Source organism: Corynebacterium sp. A21 (assembly GCF_052266655.1).
In the GTDB taxonomy this organism is placed as follows: Bacteria; Actinomycetota; Actinomycetes; order Mycobacteriales; family Mycobacteriaceae; genus Corynebacterium.
Genome location: NZ_JBQPQY010000014.1, coordinates 34,055 through 55,953 on the forward strand (window position 1 = coordinate 34,055; position 21,899 = coordinate 55,953).

General features: G+C 58.4%; 20 protein-coding genes. 9 read left to right on the top strand and 11 right to left on the bottom strand.

Features of this window, described 5'->3' with window-relative positions; all coding sequences use genetic code 11:
• Positions 1–269 precede the first annotated feature (269 nt).
• The 3 genes from ACTU46_RS14285 to ACTU46_RS14295 are packed head-to-tail and all read right to left on the bottom strand — an operon-like array spanning position 270 to position 2,676.
• Positions 270–989, bottom strand: coding sequence for a hypothetical protein (locus tag ACTU46_RS14285; RefSeq protein WP_443382953.1), 720 nt, complete (start codon positions 987–989; stop codon positions 270–272).
• A gap of 39 nt (positions 990–1,028) precedes the next feature.
• Positions 1,029–1,844, bottom strand: a complete 816-nt coding sequence (locus ACTU46_RS14290; protein ID WP_443382955.1) for an ABC transporter ATP-binding protein — start codon at positions 1,842–1,844, stop codon at positions 1,029–1,031.
• Positions 1,828–2,676 (bottom strand): ABC transporter permease, encoded by an 849-nt coding sequence (locus ACTU46_RS14295; RefSeq protein WP_443382958.1) that lies wholly within the window; start codon positions 2,674–2,676, stop codon positions 1,828–1,830. The genes ACTU46_RS14290 and ACTU46_RS14295 overlap by 17 nt, the downstream gene beginning before the upstream one ends.
• Before the next feature lie 134 nt (positions 2,677–2,810).
• Between ACTU46_RS14295 and ACTU46_RS14300 the strand changes: the two genes are divergently transcribed.
• The 4 genes from ACTU46_RS14300 to ACTU46_RS14315 all read left to right on the top strand — a co-directional run bounded on the left by ACTU46_RS14300 (position 2,811) and on the right by ACTU46_RS14315 (position 8,131).
• On the top strand, positions 2,811–3,578 hold the full coding sequence (locus tag ACTU46_RS14300; protein WP_443382961.1) for a DUF6270 domain-containing protein: 768 nt from the start codon (positions 2,811–2,813) through the stop codon (positions 3,576–3,578).
• Entirely contained in the window at positions 3,578–5,224 is a 1,647-nt protein-coding gene (locus ACTU46_RS14305) for a hypothetical protein (RefSeq protein WP_443382964.1), read from the top strand. Before ACTU46_RS14300 ends, ACTU46_RS14305 begins: the two co-directional genes overlap by 1 nt.
• Before the next feature lie 55 nt (positions 5,225–5,279).
• A complete protein-coding gene (locus ACTU46_RS14310) occupies positions 5,280–7,157 on the top strand; it encodes a glycosyltransferase family protein (protein ID WP_443382967.1) in 1,878 nt (625 codons plus the stop codon).
• A 296-nt stretch (positions 7,158–7,453) separates the two neighbouring features.
• A complete protein-coding gene (locus ACTU46_RS14315) occupies positions 7,454–8,131 on the top strand; it encodes a DNA alkylation repair protein (protein WP_443382970.1) in 678 nt (225 codons plus the stop codon).
• A 69-nt stretch (positions 8,132–8,200) separates the two neighbouring features.
• Here ACTU46_RS14315 and ACTU46_RS14320 read toward each other — a convergent pair whose 3' ends face one another.
• Entirely contained in the window at positions 8,201–9,082 is an 882-nt protein-coding gene (locus ACTU46_RS14320) for a class I SAM-dependent methyltransferase (protein ID WP_443382973.1), read from the bottom strand.
• Between the two features lie 48 nt (positions 9,083–9,130).
• Here ACTU46_RS14320 and ACTU46_RS14325 point away from each other — a divergent pair, with 48 nt between their 5' ends.
• The 3 genes from ACTU46_RS14325 (at position 9,131) to ACTU46_RS14335 (ending at position 12,650) form a co-directional block, all read left to right on the top strand.
• On the top strand, positions 9,131–9,700 hold the full coding sequence (locus ACTU46_RS14325; protein WP_443382976.1) for a helix-turn-helix domain-containing protein: 570 nt from the start codon (positions 9,131–9,133) through the stop codon (positions 9,698–9,700).
• Between the two features lie 332 nt (positions 9,701–10,032).
• Positions 10,033–11,784: an aa3-type cytochrome oxidase subunit I gene (gene ctaD, locus ACTU46_RS14330; protein WP_443382979.1), complete on the top strand. Its 1,752-nt coding sequence runs from the start codon at positions 10,033–10,035 to the stop codon at positions 11,782–11,784.
• A gap of 332 nt (positions 11,785–12,116) precedes the next feature.
• On the top strand, positions 12,117–12,650 hold the full coding sequence (locus ACTU46_RS14335; protein ID WP_443382982.1) for an excalibur calcium-binding domain-containing protein: 534 nt from the start codon (positions 12,117–12,119) through the stop codon (positions 12,648–12,650).
• Positions 12,651–12,660: 10 nt separating this feature from the next.
• Here the strand turns inward: ACTU46_RS14335 and ACTU46_RS14340 are convergent, their stop codons facing one another.
• The 4 genes from ACTU46_RS14340 to ACTU46_RS14355 all read right to left on the bottom strand — a co-directional run bounded on the left by ACTU46_RS14340 (position 12,661) and on the right by ACTU46_RS14355 (position 16,242).
• On the bottom strand, positions 12,661–13,500 hold the full coding sequence (locus ACTU46_RS14340; RefSeq protein WP_443382985.1) for a PhzF family phenazine biosynthesis protein: 840 nt from the start codon (positions 13,498–13,500) through the stop codon (positions 12,661–12,663).
• A gap of 65 nt (positions 13,501–13,565) precedes the next feature.
• Complete coding sequence (locus ACTU46_RS14345) at positions 13,566–14,516, bottom strand: GlxA family transcriptional regulator (RefSeq protein ID WP_443382988.1); 951 nt, start codon at positions 14,514–14,516, stop codon at positions 13,566–13,568.
• Positions 14,517–14,648: 132 nt separating this feature from the next.
• Positions 14,649–16,076, bottom strand: coding sequence for an amidase (locus ACTU46_RS14350; RefSeq protein ID WP_443382991.1), 1,428 nt, complete (start codon positions 16,074–16,076; stop codon positions 14,649–14,651).
• Positions 16,057–16,242: a hypothetical protein gene (locus ACTU46_RS14355; RefSeq protein ID WP_443382994.1), complete on the bottom strand. Its 186-nt coding sequence runs from the start codon at positions 16,240–16,242 to the stop codon at positions 16,057–16,059. Before ACTU46_RS14355 ends, ACTU46_RS14350 begins: the two co-directional genes overlap by 20 nt.
• A gap of 632 nt (positions 16,243–16,874) precedes the next feature.
• On the opposite strand from ACTU46_RS14355, the gene ACTU46_RS14360 reads away from it, so the two are divergent.
• A complete protein-coding gene (locus ACTU46_RS14360; RefSeq protein WP_443382997.1) occupies positions 16,875–17,219 on the top strand; it encodes a DUF485 domain-containing protein in 345 nt (114 codons plus the stop codon).
• A gap of 3 nt (positions 17,220–17,222) precedes the next feature.
• Complete coding sequence (locus ACTU46_RS14365; protein ID WP_443383000.1) at positions 17,223–18,866, top strand: solute symporter family protein; 1,644 nt, start codon at positions 17,223–17,225, stop codon at positions 18,864–18,866.
• A 69-nt stretch (positions 18,867–18,935) separates the two neighbouring features.
• Here the strand turns inward: ACTU46_RS14365 and ACTU46_RS14370 are convergent, their stop codons facing one another.
• The 3 genes from ACTU46_RS14370 to ACTU46_RS14380 all read right to left on the bottom strand — a co-directional run bounded on the left by ACTU46_RS14370 (position 18,936) and on the right by ACTU46_RS14380 (position 21,886).
• A complete protein-coding gene (locus ACTU46_RS14370) occupies positions 18,936–19,625 on the bottom strand; it encodes a YczE/YyaS/YitT family protein (RefSeq protein ID WP_443383002.1) in 690 nt (229 codons plus the stop codon).
• Positions 19,626–19,904: 279 nt separating this feature from the next.
• Positions 19,905–20,387: a DUF4383 domain-containing protein gene (locus tag ACTU46_RS14375; RefSeq protein WP_443383005.1), complete on the bottom strand. Its 483-nt coding sequence runs from the start codon at positions 20,385–20,387 to the stop codon at positions 19,905–19,907.
• A 341-nt stretch (positions 20,388–20,728) separates the two neighbouring features.
• Entirely contained in the window at positions 20,729–21,886 is a 1,158-nt protein-coding gene (locus ACTU46_RS14380) for an acyltransferase family protein (protein WP_443383007.1), read from the bottom strand.
• Between the last annotated feature and the right edge of the window lie 13 nt (positions 21,887–21,899).

A 21,899-nucleotide genomic window follows, 5' to 3' on the forward strand; every position in this document is an offset into this window, starting at 1 on the left:
CAAAATCTAGCAAAGAGATCCCACGCCGCGATCATTGGTCTACCCTTGATTGCATATCAGCTCTTACCACTCAAGTTAATAATTTTACTGAAATAGGAAAAGTCTGCCCCATCCCCCTAACTAATAGGAGAAAATGAAACTCCTTTTACTGGGGAAGCCTCTCCACTCTCTTGGACTAGCCTCCTCCCGATGGATCTCAACATGAACATTTTCTAGGCGTGCTGCCGATCACGCTACTGCAGGAAAGTATTCAGAGTGGGCACAACAATCTACTGGAACGGGGGAGCAGACTGTTGTGTTTCAGCATCTCCAGGTGCCACGTCTCCTTCTTCAGCAGCCTCCTCTGACGTTTGTATCGGTTGTGGTTCCACAGGTGCAGGAGTACCTAAAGAAGTTTGGGGTGCTTCCAGCTCCGGTGAAAATGTTTGGAGTGGAGCAGATACCGACGGGATCTGGAGGGTTCTGGTCACAGTGGTCGGGATTACGGTTTCAAACTGGGTTACCGTCACCGTGGACTCAACATAGATCGTGGTCTGCACTTCTGATTCGGGAAGGACGAAAACCGAGCGCTCTGGACCAGGGGATGTCATGGTAGTTGTAGGCGATGGAAAGGCAACCGATGAAGAGGCAACCGATGAAGAGGGTAATGGCATCGCTGGTGAGGAATCTACGACTTCATTTGGCATTCGATTCGCTTCCCTTCTATCGTCTTCAGTGGCGAGGCTGCTCCACGGAAGAATACTAAATCCACCGACCACGGCAACTGCGCCCACGACTGAGAAAGTTGGCATCCGCTGTGTTCTAGTCCGCCGGCCCGAGTATCGCAGCCACCACAGTGCCGGCACTGCGATGCCGATCCCAATCAATAGCAATCCAACGCCTTGCCGCCAATGAATTGGAAATGAGAAAATTCCACTAATAAAAGTCAGGGTCGATGCAGAAAGCGCTGTCCAAGCGAGAACCCACCATGCATAATAGGGAACTTTCATGACCGGAAGCCTCCGAAATTCTCACACGGGTCTTGATTTCTATTTCCGAGAATCGACACGACCGTACCTTTCGCTCATCAATTTAATATCTGGGGCACTGTAATATGCCTCCATCTTCTTGATGATCGCTTCAGCTTCGTCGTCCTGACCAGTGGATTTTCGATTTCCCCACACCCGGTAGGACTTTGTCACACTCTCAGCCGTACCATCAGCCACAATTCGACCATCATGAAGCCAGATCGCTCGAGTACAACTCTCTTGGATCACCGCGGCTCCATGAGAAACCAAAAACACGGTACCCGAACTTTCCAGCATCCGATTCATGCGATTTTTAGCACGATCGGTAAAGCTCATATCTCCGGTAGAGAGCGCCTCATCAACCAACAGAATTTCAGGTTGGACACTTGTTGAGATCGCAAATTTAAGCCGTGCACTCATGCCCGAAGAATATGTGTTCATCGGTCGGAAAATTGCGTCACCTATATCGGTAAATCTACAAATGTCGTCAAACTTTTGATCCACTTCCCCAGGAGTAAGACCCATTGCGAGCAATCCCAAACGGATGTTCTGAGATCCACTCAAACGGGGCTGAAGTGCTGCCGAAACGCCAAGCAAAGTTGGCTGTGATGAGACTCTGATCTCGCCTGCAGTCGGTGATTCTCCCCCTGCGATCAATCTCAGCAGAGTGGATTTACCAGACCCGTTGCGGCCAAGCACTCCGATAGATTCTCCTGCATATGCCACAAAAGACACTCCGCTTAAAGCACGAACATTTTGGCGTCCCTGATCCGGTATCCGATAATCTTTATACAAGTCACGAACCATCACAGTCACTTCATTAGTGGAGAGTTCCATACCGCTCCTCAGCTTGCCAGAAAAATATCAGACCAACACCGAATGCACCACATGTCCACGCTAAGAGATATATCCATACCTGGATGTCCGGTGTTTCGGAGTAGATGACTACGTCTCGCACAGCTTGGAGAAACTGGTACGCAGGATTTGCCACCATTACCTCCTGAATGATCGGGATCGTGGCATACCGTTCAAGTGAGAAGAACACGCCCGATGTGAAAAACCACGCTCGCCCTACAACTCCTATCAGCGCACGTAAATCGGGCACAAAAGCGCAGAGCCTGGCCACGATAAACATAATTCCAGCTGCGAATATATGGATCATTAAATAAAGCGGCATAACCAATAGAAGACGCCAAGTTGGAGGCTCACCCCACTGACAGGCAAGGGCACCAACTATTGCTACAAGCGCTGGCACCAACCCTGAGATGAAATTTCGAACCGATTGAGAGAGGACCAAAGCTGCTCGAGGAAACATGAAGGAAGAGATGATTCCCTGTGAACTCTTGATCAGATTAGTGCCCCCATTTAAACCGGCCTGCATATAGCCGAAAAAGATAACACCTATAATCAGGTAGCCAATGAAATTCTCGATACCACGAGAAGTTCGAAGCAATAGGCCGAACAAGATCCCATACATTGCTGCATCAAGGACTGGAGAAATTACTAGCCAAGCTCTTCCGAGAAGCATATCTCGCTGCGAGTCAAAAGATTTTCCCGTGGCATCCGCAGCAATGAAATACCGGCGCTTCCACAATTGACGGATATAGCGAGGAAGATTTGGGCGTACGTTTAGCCTGTAGAGAGCACTATCATCAACATACGTAAGCACCAAGCCATTCTGTTTCGAGGACGCTGACGGCCTTTCGACGTCACCACCGATATTCATCATCGACCTCCGCTAGATAAAGTATGTTCAAGTATCAACCGAATTCACTTTACTGTGTTACCAGGATCAAGTCGTAGATGATAGGAAAGCCAGTGTGTAATGATGCTCCCCCCCCTGCCACGAGAACGGCCATCTTTGGAGGTTGCGTTAGCCGGGATACCCTTTCGTTTGCCGGCGACATAAACTATCCTCTCTCTCGGTATATTGCACGCCACTCACTACTCTCCGCTGGAAAAGATGCTTCAGTCAACTTTCCAAAGTTCGAAGTAGCAAGCAAATTTCAACAACGCATTATCGAATTCGATATCAAGGGAAACCTATTCGACGAGATGGCACAACTTATAGATATCGATGTGCTTCTTTGGGATCTCAACGTCGAGAGATCCGGAAGTTGGGAGTTTCCAGATGGCTCTGTGGTGACAAACAGCCCTGATCTTCGAAAAGTTCCAGAGCTCAGGAGGGCACTGAACGAAGCCCGTAAAATTGATTTTGGTACTGAAGAACACACGTCACGGTGGAAAACAGTTGCGGGCGATTTCGTAAGCACTCTTGAGCATATCGGGATCAAAGACCGCACTCTGGTTTTGGCACCTGACTGGGCTTTAATCGACACCGCTGGTGAACCTACTCGTGAGTTGGGTGGTCTCAGCCCGCAAGATGCTCCTGCGGTTTTTGCCCCATATCTCGAGTATCTTGAGGACTTGGGGCTCACGGTTGCACGGTTTACTGGACTCGTGGCGGATCTTGAACACCGCTGGGGGCGGGCCCCATTTCACTACACTCCGGACGCCTACGAATTATTCCGCGAATGCATCGACGAATTTATCCAAGATCGGCGCGTATAATGCATCGAAAAATCAATGAACTACGCAAGGCCTTTTGGCATCTTCGTAAGGGAGGGCCCAAGCAGTTCAAGCGATGGAACCGCATTCGCATCGAGAATTCTACAACACCCAAACTACATAATTATCTGGCCACCGAGGCCCTTAGCCAAAGCACTCCTGATTTAACGAAATCTTGGCAAGAAGCTGCTACTCGAACCGAAGAAACAAAATCCGCCGCAGATATTCGACATTATCGTAATGAGTTCGCCCAAGGATGGATTCTCAACCAAGATGAGGAAGGTGAGTTCCCTAATGTCCCTCCCCACTGGCAAACCTTAAATTTCGGAGAGTGGACATTCCAATACGATCCAGATCTTGCAGTCTGTCACTTGACCAATGCCGACAGAACCCATGAAGTGCTGCTGCTCGGACAAGCTGCCGACTCCGAGAAGCAACTCCGTACATCCGAAGGCGTGGCTTCAGAACTACTAAAGACAATTTCTGCCACTAACAATTGGGACGAGTTCGACAAAGCAGTCACTTGGCTGGGTGGGCGATTCATCGCCATTGGCAGAAGATCTTCATCGCTTCGGGTCCATGTAGATGCTATGGCATCACGTTCATGTTACTGGGCCAAAGAAGGTACCCAAATTGTCCTGGCTTCTCATTCCGTGCTGGTAGCGCAGGCAACTGGTGACACCAAGAGTGCAGGATGCCAGTGGGTACTCTCCCATCCTGGCTACACCAACCCTGCAGGAAAATGCCTCCCTGGTATGATTGCACCCCACGATATAGCGCATTTAGTCATCGCCAACTGTGTACTGACTATTGAAGCTTCTAGCGTTACACACCGCAGGTTCTTTTCAATCCCGCCAGAAAGCCTCAGTGTCGAGGAAGCTACCGAACGGTATCTTGCCGAGCTCCGCTTTCAGATGGATGCAGCTTTGACATATCGACCTCGAATGGTTTTCGGTCTAACCGCTGGTGCTGATTCTCGAGCAATCCTCATAGGAACTCTCGATCTACTGCATGACGCCGATATAAAGGCGATGACATATCACTTCTTCGCACGTAACGCAGATCATTCACGCAATGACCTACTGGGAGCAAATCGATTAGCTAACCTGAGTGACTTAAAGCATCAGATCCTCGATGTCTCACCTTCACAGAGTAGCGGGCAGTTCAACAGCATGTACCAGAAGACTTTCCCCACCTGGGCGCGGTTTCCGAGTCTTGCAAGAGCCTACTATGAGAGCCTTGGAGCTGATGAGGCCTTAATCCTTGGAATCGGTGGAGAGATCGGCACCGCGTTTTACAGAGAACGCGAGTTTGACTCAATTACTCCTGAAGTGCTTGCTGGTAAATATACCCAATCAGACTTCCAACATGACCCACGTTTGATCGAGACGATGGCTGAGTATATGGAGTACACAGAACTCAGCGAGGAGAATTCCGCAGGCTACGACCTCCTAGACCTCTTCTACTGGGAACACCGCATGTCTACCTGGGCTGCTTACGGCTACTCCGAAGCGGATTTCGGTCCTCTGGTGGTGTTACCTCTAAACTCACGTCGAATCTTCCATGCCATGCTCTCGTTGCCCTTCAAAGATCGGCTTCGTCGCAGTGTCTATCAACAACTCGCTGCTTGGTCCGGCATTGCCGGCTAGCTCACCGAGTCCCCAACCTCTTACTCCTAGCTTCCATGGAAAGGCCTCATCCGCAATGAAGATCAAAAGAACGATCAGGGAAGCTCGACGCGGTTTCTGGCATCTTCGCCAAGGCGGTTTTACTCAGTTCCAAGAGTGGTTGAGGAGACGACAATTCCAGGACTCGGCCTCACCGATCAAGAAGTTCTGGGAACCGCTTGATGTCGATGAGTACACTCCTCTCTCCCGCTCCAAAGTATTCGGGAACGTCAAGGTGGCCGTCATCCTGGATGACTTCTCCATGCAGGCTTGGAGCTATGAATTCGATGTTCTACCCGTAACGCCAGATAATTGGCGTCAGGTCTTAGATACAGGTATCGATCTCCTTCTCGTGGAATCTGCCTGGAATGGAAACAGTGGGGCCTGGCAGTACCAGTTGACTGGGGCTTCGGCACCTAGCCCCGGCCTTCGTGACTTGATAGATTACTGCAGGCAAAAAGAGATTCCAACGGTCTTCTGGAACAAGGAGGATCCACCTCATTTCGAAGATTTCTTGGACACCGCTCGCCTTTTTGACCAGGTCTTTACCACCGACATCAATATGCTCAGCAACTACCAAAAGGCTCTGGGCCACAACCGCATTCAGGTGATGAGCTTCGCGGCTCAACCGGCGATTCATAATCCAGTTCGGATCCCTGGAGTTCACCAGCGAGGCGACATAGCCTTTGCTGGCATGTATTTCGCCCACAAGTTCCCCGAGCGCCGCGAACAAATGCAACTTCTACTCTCTGCAGCAGATGAAGTCTCCCCACGCATGGAGCACGGCCTGACAATTTTCTCTCGCTTCGCCGGCAGCGACGAGAAGTATCAGTTTCCCGAGCCTTTCAATCAGCATGTCGTTGGGTCACTGCCCTACTCCAAGATGCTGACCGCATACCGGGATTTCAAGGTATTCCTCAACGTCAACTCCGTGACAGATAGCCCCAGTATGTGCGCCCGCCGCATCTTCGAGATCACCGCCAGTGGCACTCCGGTAGTGAGTGCCCCTAGCGCTGCCATCCGTAACTATTTCCCTGCTGATGAAGTCCCGACCGTTGATGATGCAGATGACGCCGCCTGGACGTTGCGTTCCTTGGTGAACTCGCCGCAGTACCGCGATCGAATGGTGCATAAGGCTCAGCGTCGAATCTGGGGAGCACACACATACTCCCACCGGGCTGAGCAGGTGCTGGCTGCAGCCGGTATTGAGCACCAAAGTCTAAAACTACCAAGCCTCTCTGTAATTGTGTCCACCAACCGGCCAGAGCAGGTTGATCATGTCCTCGGTCAGATCGCCCGGCAACGAGAGGTGAAGCCTGAGGTTCTCTTGTTGTCTCATAATTTCGAGATCAACAAGTCCGAACTGGAAAGCACCTGCGCACGGCTTGGCCTGGAAAATATCCGCTCTTTCGCTGGCCCCGCGGAGTGGAGTTTGGGCTCTTGTCTAAATAAACTCATTTCCGAAGCTACCTGTGAAGTGGTGGCCAAATTTGATGATGACGACCTCTACGGGGATTTTTATCTCCTCGATCAATTAAATGCCCTGCACTATTCAGGAGCTGATGTAGTGGGCAAAGAGGCGGCATACGCCTATCTGTACTCAAATGACACCCTGCTGCTACGCCGACCAACCCGGGAGCACCGCTGGACGGACTTCGTCGCGGGGCCAACTCTGGTGGGATACCGGCGAGTCTTCGAGAAGATTCCTTTCGCAGACATCACCCACGGTGAAGACACCACCTTCCTTTCAGATGCTTTGGCAGCCGGAATGCGGATCTATGCCGCTGACCGGTTCAACTTCATCCAGGTTCGCGGCCACGGCTCCCATACCTGGTCCGCCACTGATTCCGAGTTTCTGGCCAATGGCATAGTCGAATCGTTCGGATTGAACTCGAAACATGTTGACGTGGAGTAGCTGGACTGCTCATTCTGTGGGTCTGTCGTCCTTAGAATTCAGATTATTTGAGAGCTGACCATAGAAGGGAAGGCAATGCCAAACTTACGCTGACCATCGCTAAGGCGATCCAGTCTCAATCTTCTTTTAGGACTTCGGCTCACTGACCTACTTCTTGTTCTTCAAGGCCTGAAGCGCCTGCTCAACATAATTCATCTTCAATCTATGTGGTTTGAATCGGTCTTGTTTTCATAACAATGACCTTCAATAACGTTTCCGTACCCGAAGAATTTTTACAGTTTCAGAATTGAGCTTCCATGGCCACCACAGAAGCAACCACCCTCACCGAGATCATGGCCGAGCTCGCTGAGCTGGCCGATGAGAAGTTCCTGGCGGTCAACCAAAAGCACGGCGATGATCACGCTGTGAACCTGAGCAAGCTGCGGGCCATCGCCAAGCGGCTGAAGAAGAACCAGGAACTCGCCCTCGAGCTCTGGGCCACCGGGGATTCCGCAGCACGGCTGCTCGCACTGCTGATCTGCCGGCCGAAGGACTGCTCCCAGGATGACCTGGACACCATGCTGCGGGAGTCGAACACCCCGAAGGTGCAGGACTGGCTGGTGAACTATGTGGTGAAGAAGTCCAAGCACGTGGATGCCCTGCGGAAGCTGTGGTTCGAAGACGCGGACCCCGTGGTTGCCAGCGCTGGTTGGGCGCTGACTGCGGAGAAGATCATCAAGAAGCCGGAAGGGCTGGACCTCGGCGGACTGCTGGACACCATTGAGCAGGAGATGGCCGGCGCCCCGGAGCGACTGCAGTGGGCGATGAACAACTGTCTCGCCCAGATCGGCATCGAGCATCCCTCACTATGGGAACGCGCACTGGCCATCGGTGAGCGCCTGGAAGTGCTCAAGGATTATCCGACCTCCCCGGGCTGCGTCTCGCCTTATGCGCCGATCTGGATCACGGAGATGTCCGCACGCAAAGAAGCCTGAGGCCTCCCCGCGCTGGCCCGGGCGGATGCGGCGGGGTGCCCGCGGCGTCGATAAGCAGCAGTGAAGCTTTTAGGGGCGGCGGGCGGCCCAGAGGCTGCGGGATCCCCGGATCCACAGCTCACCGAGGGTGCGCACATTGCCGGCCCCATCACCGGTGAGCTGCAGCAGGGTGTTGCGCTCAGCCTCCGGCAGCCCCGACATGGCGGCGTGGCCGAGGCGGCGCAGCTCCAGCGCCGCGAACTCACCTGCCGGCCCGTCTGCGGGGAAGGTCTGATCCGTGTTCAGCTTCTGGATGGGCAGGACCTCGAATCCGGTGGCTGCGAGTGCTGCCGACCAGTCCGGATGATCCACCGAGGGCATCGCCGGCCCGGTGGTGTGCAGCTTCGCCTCGAACTCGGCGAACTCGGCCGGGAGCAGCCGGGGTGGGGCATCCATTTCAATCACGGCCAGCCAGCCACCTGGGCGAAGTGCCTCGAATAGGTTGCGGAAGGTCTGGGCGGGGTCTCCCACCTCATGCAGCGCGGCGGCGGACCACACCAGATCTGCGGTCCCGAGCTCCACCTCTGCGGCGGCGATATCGGCCTGCAATAACTGAATCCGCTCCCCCAGTCCGGCGGCTTCGGCATTGATACGCACCTGCTGGAGCATGTCCCCATTGATGTCGATAGCCACGATCTCTGCCGCCGGGAATTGGTGGGCCAGCGCGATACTGCCGGTCCCCGTGCCGGCGCCGATATCGAGGACCCGCCTCACCTGCTGGGGGTCTCCCGAGAGCTCTGCCAGGCGGGCGGTCGCTTCCGTGAGGATGCCGGAATTGACGTGGGCGTCGAGCTCCAGGAGCTGCGCCAGGAAGGGGGCGTGCCCGTGGGAATGTGCATGCCCAGGGTGCTGCGCGTGGGTGTGGCCGTGGTGGTGGGCATCGGAGTGCGGGGAACCGGTGGAAGATGTCATTCTCCCTACCGTAGCCAACACATGCGCCAATGGCATAGGCTCTTGCCTATGAAGCAAGAACCAGATGTGGACCGACTCGTGCGGCAACGAATCAGAGCGCTGCGCCGAGCCCGGGGCTGGTCGCTGGACACCCTTGCCGAGCGCAGCTTCCTGAGTCCCTCAAACCTCAGCCGTATTGAAACCGGATCCCGGCGGATCGCCCTGGACCAGCTCATCCCCATCGCGAAGGCCCTGGATACCTCCCTGGATCAGCTCATCGAATCTCCCGATGAGGAGGATGTGGTGATTCGCCCCCACCGGAATGAACGCCGCGGAATGACGATCTGGACGTTGGCACGGGAACGCGCCCCGCATGGGCTCACCGTCGCCAAGATGAGAATCACCGAACCGGCACCTCCCCTCGAGGAAGCCAGCGTCCACCCCGGCCGCGACTGGTTCACGGTCCTCTCCGGGACCGCTGAGCTCCGCCTCGGCGATCGCCTCATCCTGGTCAAGACAGGTGAAGCCGCGGAGTTTCCCACCATGACCCCGCACGCCATCGGCGCCCACGGGAAGCAGCCCGTCACCATTCTCACGATGCTCACCCAGGATGGTCACCAGGCCCACACCTGGCACTGATATCCCGCCCTTATCCGAGAGATCTCACCCCCACGTTGCCCGGCACAATACTTCCCTTCATCACACCTTTTGGGCTGATATCGGCAGCCAAAAGCGCTGGACAGTTCCCTCTTGCGTGCCGCGAAGGCCTGAACCGCCCGACGCAGCGACAACTTCGGCAGGAGGCCACCACCCGAGCCAGATATTGTGGCCTTCACCACAGCCCAAAGTTGGACTAGGCTAACTCAGCAGTAGGTCAGGTAAAGGAAACAGCCTTGCCGCCTGCGCAAGAAGCGGCTTAAAACTTGGACAGTCCGGCGCTTGCACGGCTGTCTCGCAGTCAGGAGGACTCCATGACCGCCGTATCACCGAAGCTGGAAGATTATGTCGATCCAATAAGACCCGAACCGACAGGGCATGCGCGCACGGGCTCGAAGGCCTGGCTCATGCTCACCACCACCGACCACAAGCAACTGGGCATCATGTACATCATCATGTCCCTGGGCTTCTTCGCCATCGCCGGGCTGATGGCGCTGCTGATCCGCGCGGAGCTGTTCACGCCGGGCCTGCAGTTCCTCTCCAACGAGCAGTTCAACCAGCTCTTCACCATGCACGGCACCGTGATGCTGCTGGTCTTTGCCACCCCGATTGTCTGGGGTTTCGCCAACTTCGTGCTGCCGCTACAGATCGGCGCACCCGATGTGGCCTTCCCCAGACTGAACGCCTTCGGTTTCTGGATCACCGGTGTCGGCGGTCTTATCATGCTCTTGGGCTTTATCACTCCGGGCGGTGCCGCCGACTTTGGTTGGACCATGTACTCCCCGCTCTCAGACAAGATCCACACCCCCGGTGTGGGCGCTGACCTGTGGATCATGGGTGTCGGTATGACCGGCATCGGCACCATTTCCTCCGCCATCAACATGCTGACCACCATCCTGTGCCTCCGAGCACCCGGCATGACCCTGTTCCGCATGCCGATCTTCGTCTGGAATATCTTCGTCACGGCGATTCTGGCACTACTTGTTTTCCCGCTGTTGACTGCGGCCGCCATGGGCGTGCTCTATGACCGCAAACTCGGTGGCCACATCTTCGACCCGAGCAATGGTGGCGCCATCCTCTGGCAGCACCTGTTCTGGTTCTTCGGCCACCCCGAGGTCTACATCATCGCGCTGCCATTCTTCGGCATCGTCTCTGAAGTGATCCCCGTCTTCTCCCGCAAGCCGATGTTCGGCTACGTCGGGCTGATCTTTGCGACCCTGGCCATCGGCTCCCTCTCCATGGCGGTGTGGGCCCACCACATGTTCGCCACCGGCGCGGTGCTGCTGCCCTTCTTCTCCTTCATGACCTTCCTCATCGCCGTTCCCACCGGTGTGAAGTTCTTCAACTGGGCCGGCACCATGTGGCGGGGAAATATCTCCTGGGAAGTGCCGATGATCTTCTCCGTCGGCTTCCTGGCGACCTTCCTCTTCGGTGGCCTGACCGGCGTCATGCTGGCTGCCCCACCACTGGACTTCCATCTGGCTGACTCCTACTTCCTGATCGCCCACTTCCACTACACCGTCTTCGGCACCGTGGTCTTCGCTTCCTACTCCGGCATCTACTTCTGGTTCCCGAAGATGACCGGCCGCATGCTCGATGAGCGCCTGGGCAAGATCCACTTCTGGCTGACCTTCATCGGCTTCCACGGCACCTTCTTCATCCAGCATTGGCTGGGCAATATGGGCATGCCCCGCCGCTATGCCGACTATCTGGACTCCGATGGCTTCACCCTGTTCAACCAGATCTCCACCATCTTCGCCTTCGTCCTCGGCATCTCCCTCCTGCCCTTCATCTGGAATGTCTTCAAATCCTGGCGCTACGGTGAAATCGTCACCGTGGATGACCCCTGGGGTTATGGCAACTCCCTTGAGTGGGCCACCTCCTGCCCGCCACCACGCCACAACTTCACCTCCCTACCGCGCATCCGCTCTGAGCGCCCCGCCTTCGAGCTGCACTACCCGCACATGGTGGAACGCATGCGCCGCGAGGCCCACACCGGACAGCACGATGAGCGATATGAAAAGACCACCTCACCGACTCAGGCTGAAGCCCGGGCAGGCCAGTAGCCTGGGCTTTCCCGGAGTGAGGTGTGGCTGGTGCTGCGCTGTTGATGCCACACTGCTGGAACGGGCTCGGCAGGGGTACTCCGGTGGTGTTGGCTCTAATGGTGCGACTCTGCGCCGAGCCAGCGAGCAAAGTCACGGTTTCTCAGGAAACTCCGGCAGCCAATAGCCTTGGCGTATACCTCAGGAAGCCTGCAATTTCAGGAACTGAATTATATGTGATGGTCACACCACCTTTTAGCGGACAGTGAGATTGTTCCTTCATGCGACCTAAACAATTAGTTCGTGCTAATTTACTTAATGTTAAGTCAGCATCTAATTAGTTTGGGGTTCACGTGTTAGCACACTATGGCGGCGCTGCCGGTTCATCTGGAAAGCGCAACAGCTGGAAGAAACTGGCAGGCATCACACTCGCCTCCTTCATGGCTCTGGGGACTCTCTCCGCCTGCGGAACCAGCGCCGCTGACACCACGGAACCGGTGCCCACCACCACGGTCACGGTCACCAAAACCGCACCCACAGAAACAGTCACCACAACAGTGACCACCGAAGTCACCCCGACCCCCACCGAGGAAACCACCACCACGGAACCGGTCACTGATCCCGCCAACCTGGATGTCGATGTCAACGAAGATGACGGCCTCCGACGCGGCATCGTCTCCCTGCCTGATCCGGTGCGCGAAGTTGTCCCGCCACCGGCTCCGGCTCCCGTGCCGGCAGCTGTTCCTGCGCCCGCTCCGGCCCCCGCTGCCACCTATTACAAGAACTGCACCGCAGTCAGGGCTGCCGGCGCAGCCCCCATCTACGCTGGCTCCCCCGGCTATGCCAGCCACCTGGACCGCGATGGTGACGGCATCGGCTGCGAGTAGGGCTGCATCTTTAAGCCAGCGCACTCCCCTTAAAACAGGTGGCCACGTTTCCGCCCACCCAGATCTCGCCGGCTTCAGTGCATTCAATGGACACTGACCCGGCGCGCCCGAGGCGGGTGCCCTGGGAAACCCGGTAGCTGCCACGGACCTGGCCGGTGCGGTGCATCCACTGCGCCACGGAGGCATTCAGACTGCCGGTCACCGGGTCCTCCCCACCATCAGCGGGAACAAAGGCCCGGATCTCGAAGGCGAATTCAGAGCCCTCGGGATAAGCGCCGACCACTCCGAATTTCAGGTCACCGGCGGCGCTGTAGTCAGGCTCAACCTCGAGCACCTCCTGGGCTGAGTGCAGCTGGACCACGCACCATTCGGGCCCATTGTCCACCCACTGGTGGCCAATGACCTGCTCTTCCTTGACCCCGAGCGCAGTACACAGCTGCGCCAACTCGGCGCCATTAAGCGGGCCGTCTTTCACGGTCGGCGGGGCCTTGAAGAAGAGCTTGTCCCGCTCCTGCCGAATCTCCACCAGGCCGGCCGCGCACTCCTGGACGATCCTTCCCTCCTGGCGAGGGATACCACCGTTTTCCAGCCAGGCGTGTGCCGAGCCGAGCGTCGGATGCCCGGCGAAGGGCAGCTCGCCTGAGGGCGTCATGATGCGGACCCGGTAATCCGCCTCCCCGCTGGTGGGCGGGAACAGGAAGGTGGTTTCCGAGAGGTTCGTCCAATTGGCAATCTGGCGCATCTCCGCATCGCTGAGCCCCTCGGCATCAAGAATGACGGCCAGCGGGTTACCGCGGTAGGGCTGCGCGGAGAAGACATCCACCTGGGCAAAATCTCGGGTTCGGCTCATGGGAAACGAGTATATGCCGAGGGTTGAGGTCAGCCGAGCAGGAAAGAACGGGCGGAGCCTGTCCCCTAATGTTGGGTGCGCTGGAACGTGGAGCTGAACCTGGCCCGATATTCCGAGGGAGTGGTGTGCAGGCGGCGTTCGAAAGCCCTGCGCAGGCTCTCATCGCTACTGAAACCAGAACCCCGTGCCGCCGCGGTGACGGTATGCCCATCCAGAATCAGACGCTGCGCGCTGGATAATCTCAGTTGCTCCAACCACCGTGCCGGAGTGGTCCCCAGCTCCGTCTGAAAAAGTCGGTTCAGGTGCCGGGGGCTCACGGCGGCGTCCTTCGCCAGACTCGCCACGGTGTGATCGCCACTCAGGTCGGCGTAGATCTTTTCGAGCACACTCTGCAGGATGGGATTGTCCACTCCCGGGGTGTGCGGGACATCGGCGAACTGGGACTGCCCACCGGGGCGATGCATGAACACCACCATCTCCTGGGCGATCTCCCGGGCGACCTTCGGCCCATGATCTTCTTCCACCAGCGAAAGTGCCAGATCGATCCCGGCAGTGATACCCGCCGAGGAAAGATAGCGGCCGTCATGGACATGCAGGGTATCGGGTTCCACCCGAACCCTGGGGAAACGCCTGGCCAGATCGCGGGCGTTGCGCCAGTGAGTGGTCGCCCGGCGCCCATCGAGCTGTCCGAGCTCGGCGAGGATGAACGCCCCGGTACAGATGCTGGCTACCCGCCGGGGTGTCGCGGTGAGTGTTTCCGCGGCGTCGAGAAGCTCTCTCGGTAGCGGCTGATCAGGAAGCGAATCAGAACCGGTGATGATCACCGTGTCCAGATCGGCGGCCGCTTCAGGCGGCAAGGTATCGGCGATGCCCAGTCCATTGGAGGCGGTGACCTTTCCACCTTGCGGGGAGAACATCACCAGTTCATAACCGGGGGCACGGCTGAGTACCTCCGCGGGGCCGGACATATCGAGCATGGTCACCCCGTCATAGACGAGAAAACCCATCCGTCTCATCTCGGACTCCGCCGTATTCCTGAGCAAACCACCATTGCGCCAGCTTAGCGCGTGCCGGGCACCCAACCCCAGACCTCGAGATAAGGGAAACCCCGACGTGCGGCACAACAGCGCCCGGTGCCCACCGGAGGTTTAGGCCAGCAGACCCACCTTCGGTTGCTGCCCAGCCAACGGAGCTGACTCCTCAATGGAGCGGCCGACGCGCAGGACCGTCGGCTCATCGAAGGAACGGCCGATGATCTGGACCCCCACGGGAAGACCATCGACGATGCCAGCCGGCACGGTCATCGAGGGGTGGCCGGTGAGGTTGGTGGGCACGCAAAAGCGGGTGAACTGCGAAGCCAAGGGCAGCTCCCTGCCATTGAGCTGGACCATCTTCGAACCGACATCGGCGGTGAGCACCGGCATCGACGGTGTCAGAATCACATCGACGCTATCCAGCGCCGCGGAAAACTCCTGCTTGAGCTGCCGGCGAACCTGTTGCGCCTGCAGGTAGTCCACCGCACTGATCAGCTCACCCACCTGCAACTGGGACCGGACATCCGGGGCGAAATCCTCGCTGCGGGTGAGCATATTCTGGTGGTGGACGGTGCTCGCCTCGGCAAGGATGGTCATGGAGCAGGCCCATTCTGCAGATGCCAGCGCCGGGATGCTCACCTTTTTTAGGATCGCACCGCGCGCAACCAGATCCTCGATCACGGTGCGGATCTGCTGCTCAATGCCGGCATCAACATCGCGGAAGAAGAAGTCCTCCTCGATCCCGATGACCAGACCCCGGGGATCCGCCCCGAGCAGCGCACTGAAATCAGGAACCGCCGTATTGGCGCTGGCGGGGTCACGTCGATCAAAGCCGGCGATAGCCTGCAGGGTGGCTGCGGCATCGGCGACATCCTTGACCATCGGTCCAACGTGCCCCAGGGTCCAGGCGAGCGGGAAATCACCGTAGGTGGAGACCCGGCCATACGTTGCCTTGAGGCCCACCCCGCCACAGATCGCCGAGGGAACCCGGATGGAACCAGCGGCATCAGCACCGATCGTCATAAAGCTCATCCCCGCGGCAATCGCAGCGGCACTCCCGCCACTGGAACCGCCTGCGAGCTTCTCCGTGTCCCAGGGATTGCGCACCACCCCGTAGTACGGGTTGTCATTAGTCAACCCCCAGGCATACTCATGGAGATTGAGCTTGCCCGTGATGATCGCCCCCGCTGAGCGCAGCTTCTCCACCACCGCACCATCGTGGGTGGGGCGGAAATCTCCGTGGATCTTGGACCCGAGGGTGGTGATCTCATCCTTGAGGAAAACACTGTCCTTCAGCGCCACCGGCACACCATGGAGTGGGCCCCGGGAGCGTCCGGCCAGGATCTCCTCCTCAGCCACCTTCGCTTCTGCGCGGGCCTCCTCATCCCGGAAACTGATGTAGGCATTGATCACGGGATTGAGTTTCCTGGCGTGTTCGAGGGTCCGCTCGGTGACCTCGACCGGCGAGATCTCCCGGCGCGCCATGAGAGCGCCCACCTCAACCGCTGTCAGGGAGAGAAGATCAGTGCTCAAGGTGGTCACCGCCCGCAATGTTCTTCAGGGCGATATCTGCATCGGCGAGGTTGATCCCCGCGAGATCGCCACGCTGGCGCTGCAGCATCTCCCACCGGGCGGAAAGAACCTTGAGTTCTTCCGCTGAGGGGTGGATATTCTTGGAATTCAATAATTCCTTCACAAACAGAGACATTCATTCCTCCGGGTTTCAACGACCTTGAACATGAGCCCGAGCGCGATTGACTGTGCCAGGTGTCACAGACCCTAAGACTCCTTCGGGAAGGAAGGCCAGCTCTTTCAGCGAAGATGTCCCAATGTGCGGGACAGATGTCCCGATCCCCGCCTGGTGCCTTGGCCCTGGAGCTCCGCTGCCAAACAACGGACTGTGCCCTATCGTGCTGATCCCGCTTCCTGCTGATCCCGGTGTCCCTCATCCTCACCCGATCCGCGCTGCCACCTCCTGCCCTCGGCTCCTGCCGCCCTGCCGTAGCCGGACATCGGGACATCTGTCCCACAGATTGGGACATGATCCGGATAAGTACTGTTCTCCACATTCAGCGCAACTTAGTGTCTGTGGCACCCGGCACACATCAAGTGCGGGGAATCCCACATCTCAGGAGCTGAAGTGCGAATGTCTCAGCCGGTCGCAGCAAACTCCGTTCCTCTGCTGCACCACCAGGCGATTCCGCCACCATCGCCCAACAGACTCCTGAGCACGGCCCCCGCACACGAAGCCCACGAGGCAAGCACCATCATCCCGGTGACGTTGCCCAGCAGTGGCTTGATCCCCGGAATATTCCGGGACCGACAGAAAGTGATCACCCCATGTCCGCGACTCCACTTGTCCCCCTGGACAGCCGACGCGAGCCCACTGCCCAAGATTTCATCGATATGCAGGAAAGCCCGCAGTTCCAGGATCTTCGCTCCACCTACCGCTCCTTCGTCTTCCCGATGTCTATCGTCTTCGCCGTCTGGTATTTCATCTACGTGCTCGCCGCTGTCTATCTTCCCGAGCTGATGGGCGTGCCCTTCTTGGGTATGAACATCGGCATGTGGTTCGGCATGGCGCAACTATTCACCACTTTCCTGATCACCTGGCTGTATGTCCGCTTCGCCAGCCAGAAAATTGAACCCAAAGCGGAAGCAATCCGCGCACAGATGGAGGGTTAGAAGATGACCACGATGCACCTGGCACAATCACCCAGCACCGGAAATCCCCTGTTGAATATCGGGGTCTTCGTGGTGTTCATTGTCATCACCATGGCGGTGGTGATGAGAGCCGGCAGGACGACCAAGGAAGCCTCCGACTTCTACACGGGTGGCGCAAATTTTAGCGGTACCCAGAATGGGCTGGCCATCGCCGGCGACTATCTCGGCGCGGCATCCTTCCTCGGCATTGTCGGCGCTATCGCCCTCAACGGTTATGACGGATTCCTCTACTCTGTCGGTTTCTTCGTCGCTTGGTTGGTCGCCCTGCTGCTGGTGGCCGAACCGCTGCGCAACGTCGGCCGTTTCACCATGGCGGATGTCTTATCCTTCCGACTGCGGCAGAAACCAGTCCGGGTGGCGGCGGCTTTCTCTACGCTCGCGGTCTCTCTGTTCTATCTGATTGCCCAGATGGCCGGCTCCGGTTCTCTGGTCTCGGTCCTGCTGGACCTGCATGACACGGCCTCCCAGGCCGCCGTGGTCACGATCGTCGGCATCGTGATGATCGCCTATGTGCTGATCGGCGGCATGAAGGGCACCACCTATGTCCAGATGATCAAGGCAACACTGCTCATCGGCGGAGTCCTGATCATGACTGTCCTGGTTTTCGTGGTGCTGCGGGGCGGCATGGGGTCGATCTTTGACGCGGCCGTGGCCACGCATGCGAAATCCCAGGCAATCCTGGATCGTGGCTATGCGGCCGAGGACATCCTCAAGCCGGGCCTCCAATACGGCGGCAGCGCCATCAAACAGCTGGACTTCGTGTCCCTGGGTCTGTCCCTGCTTCTCGGCACCGCCGGGCTGCCCCATGTGCTGATGCGGTTCTATACCGTTCCCACTGCTCAGGAAGCCCGCAAGTCTGTCACCTGGGCTATCGTGCTCATCGGCACCTTCTATGTCATGACTCTGGTGCTGGGCTACGGCGCAGCTGCGCTCGTCGGCCCGGACCGGATTCTCGCGGCACCCGGTGGCGCCAACGCCGCCGCCACCCTCCTGGCACTCGAACTCGGGGGCCCGATCTTCATGGCGCTGGTCTCTGCCGTCGCCTTCGCCACCGTCCTCGCCGTGGTTGCCGGCTTGGCTATCACCTCTTCAGCCTCAGTGGCCCATGATGTCTACAATGCGGTGCTCCGCAACGGCAAGGCCACCGAGGAAGAACAGGTCCGGGTCTCCCGCATCACCGTGGTGGTCATCGGCATTGTCTCCATCATCCTGGGCATCCTGGCGATGAACCAGAACGTCGCCTTCCTGGTTTCCCTGGCTTTCGCCATCGCGGCATCAGCGAACCTGCCGACCATCCTCTACTCGCTGTTCTGGAAGCGTTTTAACACCACCGGTGCGGTAGCGTCCATGTACACCGGTCTGATCAGCTCCCTGCTGCTCATCTTCTTCTCCCCGGCTGTCTCTGGAACACCTACCGCCATGGTGCCGGGCGCAGACTGGGCGATCTTCCCGCTGACCAGCCCCGGCCTCGTCTCCATCCCCTTGGCGTTCTTCATCGGCTGGCTGGCCACGATGATCGGCAAGCCGGACAACCTGCCTGCCCTGCAGTCTGAGATGGAGGTTCGCTCCCTCACCGGTGTGGGTGTGAACGCCGCAGTCGAGCACTAAGAATCCGGCCTCCACAGGCGCATTCCTGCCGGTCCCCGGGGGCGTCGATAAACGATGCCCGCGGGGCCCTCAGACCCTGAGGGTTTCTTCCTGCTCGGTTCGGGCTGCCTGGCGGCGGTCCACGCGCACCCGGTCCTCGATGTTGGCGATCGCCTTGATCACCAGGCCCACGCCGAAAGCCGCGAAAACGGTGCCCTCTCGAACACCTTCCAGTCCGCCCAGGAGTAGGAAGGATGCGGCCACGGAGAGCAGCACCAGGGTCCAGTCGAAGCACATCTTGACTGTGCCCAGCTTGATGCGGGTGACCATGGTGATGACGGTGACCAGGCCATCGCCGGGGATATAGGAGAGCTTCGGCTTCATCTCGATGTGCACGCCCACGGCCACGAGGAGAACACCGATGATCGTCCATACCCACTGCATGGCGTAGTTGCTGGGGTTCAGCCAGCCGGTCCAGGCCATATTCAGATCGATGAACAGGCCGAAGATCAGGGTGACCGGGAATTGGAGCAGCTGGATCGGCGGGAACTTCCGGCCACGCAGGATGATCTCAATCACCAGGAAAAACAGGTTCAGCAGGATCGTGAGCATCCCCACCGAGAGCGGCGTAGCCAGGGAGAGCACGGTGGGGAAAGAGGTGATCGGCGAGGTCCCGAGGTTGGCGCGCACCGAGGCGACCACCCCGAGCGACATGATGAAGATACCGAGGGTGAAAACAGCGATGCGGCCGAGGTGGTGGAGAAACTTCGGTGCGCTCACCGTGACATCACGGCTGATAGGCAGGTGCCTTCCATTGAGTGAACGAGATTAAAAAGATAGACCATAGGTACTATCTTATTCCCCGGGTCAGATTCCGCCGAGGGCAAGGGCCCTCCGGATGGGCACGGCGAGGCTTGGTGAGGCGATCATCTGGCGGTGCCGGGGACAGCTCAATAGTGAAACCCCGCGCCAGGGGAGAAAGCCCGCCACAGAATCGCACTAGGCGGATTCTTCGACGGACTTTCAGTCAGGTGAAGCGGGGATCAAGGTGCGTACCTGTTAGCGGGTTGACATAGTCGCAGCCTCCTCAGGGGTACGGGCGTCGCGGGTGAGGCGGGGCAGGAATGACAGCACCAGCATCGTTGCGCCGAGGCCCAGGTGCAGCCAGTTATTGGCGTCATTGAGCGGAACGAAGTTGGCCGCGGAATCGACGTCCACGAACAATCCATAGAGGAATAGCGCCAGGTAGATGAGGCCACCCCAGAGCAGGAAGTGGCGGGCGCTGCCCGGGGTGCGTGAGAGCACGATGCCGGCCACGCCGAAGAGGAGGTGGACGATGTTATGGAGGATGGAGACATGGAAAATTCCCAGCAGCATCGCGTTGCCCTCATGGCCGGCGAAGTGCAGGGTATCCAGATTGCTGGTCAGTCCGGGGATGAACCCGGCGATACCGACCAGCAGGAAGACGATTCCGTAGATGATTGCGATGATCTGAAGTGGTGAGCGCCCGGAGAGCGCGCCGGAACGATTGAAGGTTGCCATGCTGACGCCTTTCTTCTCGGCCGATCGCGGAGTCGACTGGGTCAATTCACGTATCAGCGAAAAGGCACACGCCGCAGGGTACCAATATTCACATGCGCCCCATACGCCACTGTCGTGATGTATAACACGTTAACAGCCTTCCGGGGTCATGACTACGGCAGCAGGGACATCGTGACCGATGGTAGATATAGCGGTAATGGTGCGATTAACCCTCGTTGACCATGGAAAATAGGGAAAGGCCAAGTTAATACGGCCCCCGGGTGCAATGCTCCCCTGCCCTCAATCTCCCAGCCGCCCCAGATGCCCCCGAGCCGAGAGCGTCAAGCGGCCAGGGAGGTCCGCTACTCGGAGCTCACCCGCCGGTGGCGCCCCGCCTCTCCCGCCACCTTCGCGCTGAGCTCGCGTACCAGCTTTCGCGCGGGTTCCTCCACCAGCACATAGCTGGCGGCCGAGACCACCACGGACACCACGGCCACGAATACCGACATCACCGCGAAGTCGACCAGGGAGCCGCTGAAGAGGTTCATCCCCAGGATCGGGAAGGCGACGGTGAGCACCGCCAGGTGCCAGAGGAAGATGGAGTAGCTCCAACGGCCGAGCGCCTGCATCCACCAGACTTCCAGCCACTTCGAGCCCGGCGCGAGGGCGTAGGGCACCACCACGCAGGCGGCGAAGACCGTGCCGGCGATCACCCGTAGGTTGAACTCCCCCGGACTCGGATGCTCGAGTCCCAGCGGCCCGAACCATTCCTGCCCGGCCACCCAGGCGCTGAGCAGAGCCAGTCCCCACCAGAGCACGCGCACCCGCAACAGCTTATCGACGGTCGCGGGTACCCGGCCCTCGAGTTCGGCCGCCAGCAGTCCGACGGCGAACCAGGCCAGGTAGGAAAAGGGGAAGATCTGCAGATTGGGTAACCCCGATTCGGCGTTACCTGAAGAGACCACGAATCCCAGCCAGGGCCAGCCGAATCCGGCGAGGCCGAGCACCGCGATCGTCGATAAGCGCACCCAGCGGGCGCGGGCCCCGATGGCCAGGCCGAGCAGTGGCATGGCGAGGTAGAAGGCCATCTCCACCACCAGCGACCACAGGTGGGTCAGGCCCGGGGCGAGGGCATCTGGGTAGTAGAGCTGCACCATGAACAGGTTTGTCAGCGCCACCTGCCAGCTCACACCAGCCGCTTCCGGCAATAACAGCAACACTGCCACCACCAGCACCAGGTAGGCGGGGAAGATTCGGCCCAGCCGGTTCAGGTAATAGCGGCCCACGCCATAGCCCTCGGCGAAGTCCCGGCGGTGGCGGCGCCAGAGCAGAAAAGCCGAAAGGGCGAAGAATACCGGCACGAAGAAATCAAAACGCGCCAGAATATCGCCGGGGAAGGAGGCCGGGTCCATACCGGTCTGGAAGGCCACATGGGTGAGCAGGACGCCGAGTGCGGCCACTGCCCGCAAGCCTTCCAACGAGGGGATGAAGCCCGTTGCGTAGGATTGGGCCGAGTGCAAGAGTTACAACGCC

Coding starts and splice junctions, on each gene's coding strand:
- ACTU46_RS14320 (WP_443382973.1), bottom strand. CDS start 9,082: ATGACATCTTCCACCGGTTCCCCGCACTCCGATGCCCACCACCACGGC.
- ACTU46_RS14360 (WP_443382997.1), top strand. CDS start 16,875: ATGTCCGCGACTCCACTTGTCCCCCTGGACAGCCGACGCGAGCCCACT.
- ACTU46_RS14290 (WP_443382955.1), bottom strand. CDS start 1,844: ATGGAACTCTCCACTAATGAAGTGACTGTGATGGTTCGTGACTTGTAT.
- ACTU46_RS14285 (WP_443382953.1), bottom strand. CDS start 989: ATGAAAGTTCCCTATTATGCATGGTGGGTTCTCGCTTGGACAGCGCTT.
- ACTU46_RS14375 (WP_443383005.1), bottom strand. CDS start 20,387: ATGGCAACCTTCAATCGTTCCGGCGCGCTCTCCGGGCGCTCACCACTT.
- ACTU46_RS14305 (WP_443382964.1), top strand. CDS start 3,578: ATGCATCGAAAAATCAATGAACTACGCAAGGCCTTTTGGCATCTTCGT.
- ACTU46_RS14365 (WP_443383000.1), top strand. CDS start 17,223: ATGACCACGATGCACCTGGCACAATCACCCAGCACCGGAAATCCCCTG.
- ACTU46_RS14310 (WP_443382967.1), top strand. CDS start 5,280: ATGAAGATCAAAAGAACGATCAGGGAAGCTCGACGCGGTTTCTGGCAT.
- ACTU46_RS14315 (WP_443382970.1), top strand. CDS start 7,454: ATGGCCACCACAGAAGCAACCACCCTCACCGAGATCATGGCCGAGCTC.
- ACTU46_RS14325 (WP_443382976.1), top strand. CDS start 9,131: ATGAAGCAAGAACCAGATGTGGACCGACTCGTGCGGCAACGAATCAGA.
- ACTU46_RS14340 (WP_443382985.1), bottom strand. CDS start 13,500: ATGAGCCGAACCCGAGATTTTGCCCAGGTGGATGTCTTCTCCGCGCAG.
- ACTU46_RS14355 (WP_443382994.1), bottom strand. CDS start 16,242: ATGTCTCTGTTTGTGAAGGAATTATTGAATTCCAAGAATATCCACCCC.
- ctaD (WP_443382979.1), top strand. CDS start 10,033: ATGACCGCCGTATCACCGAAGCTGGAAGATTATGTCGATCCAATAAGA.
- ACTU46_RS14345 (WP_443382988.1), bottom strand. CDS start 14,516: ATGAGACGGATGGGTTTTCTCGTCTATGACGGGGTGACCATGCTCGAT.
- ACTU46_RS14300 (WP_443382961.1), top strand. CDS start 2,811: ATGATAGGAAAGCCAGTGTGTAATGATGCTCCCCCCCCTGCCACGAGA.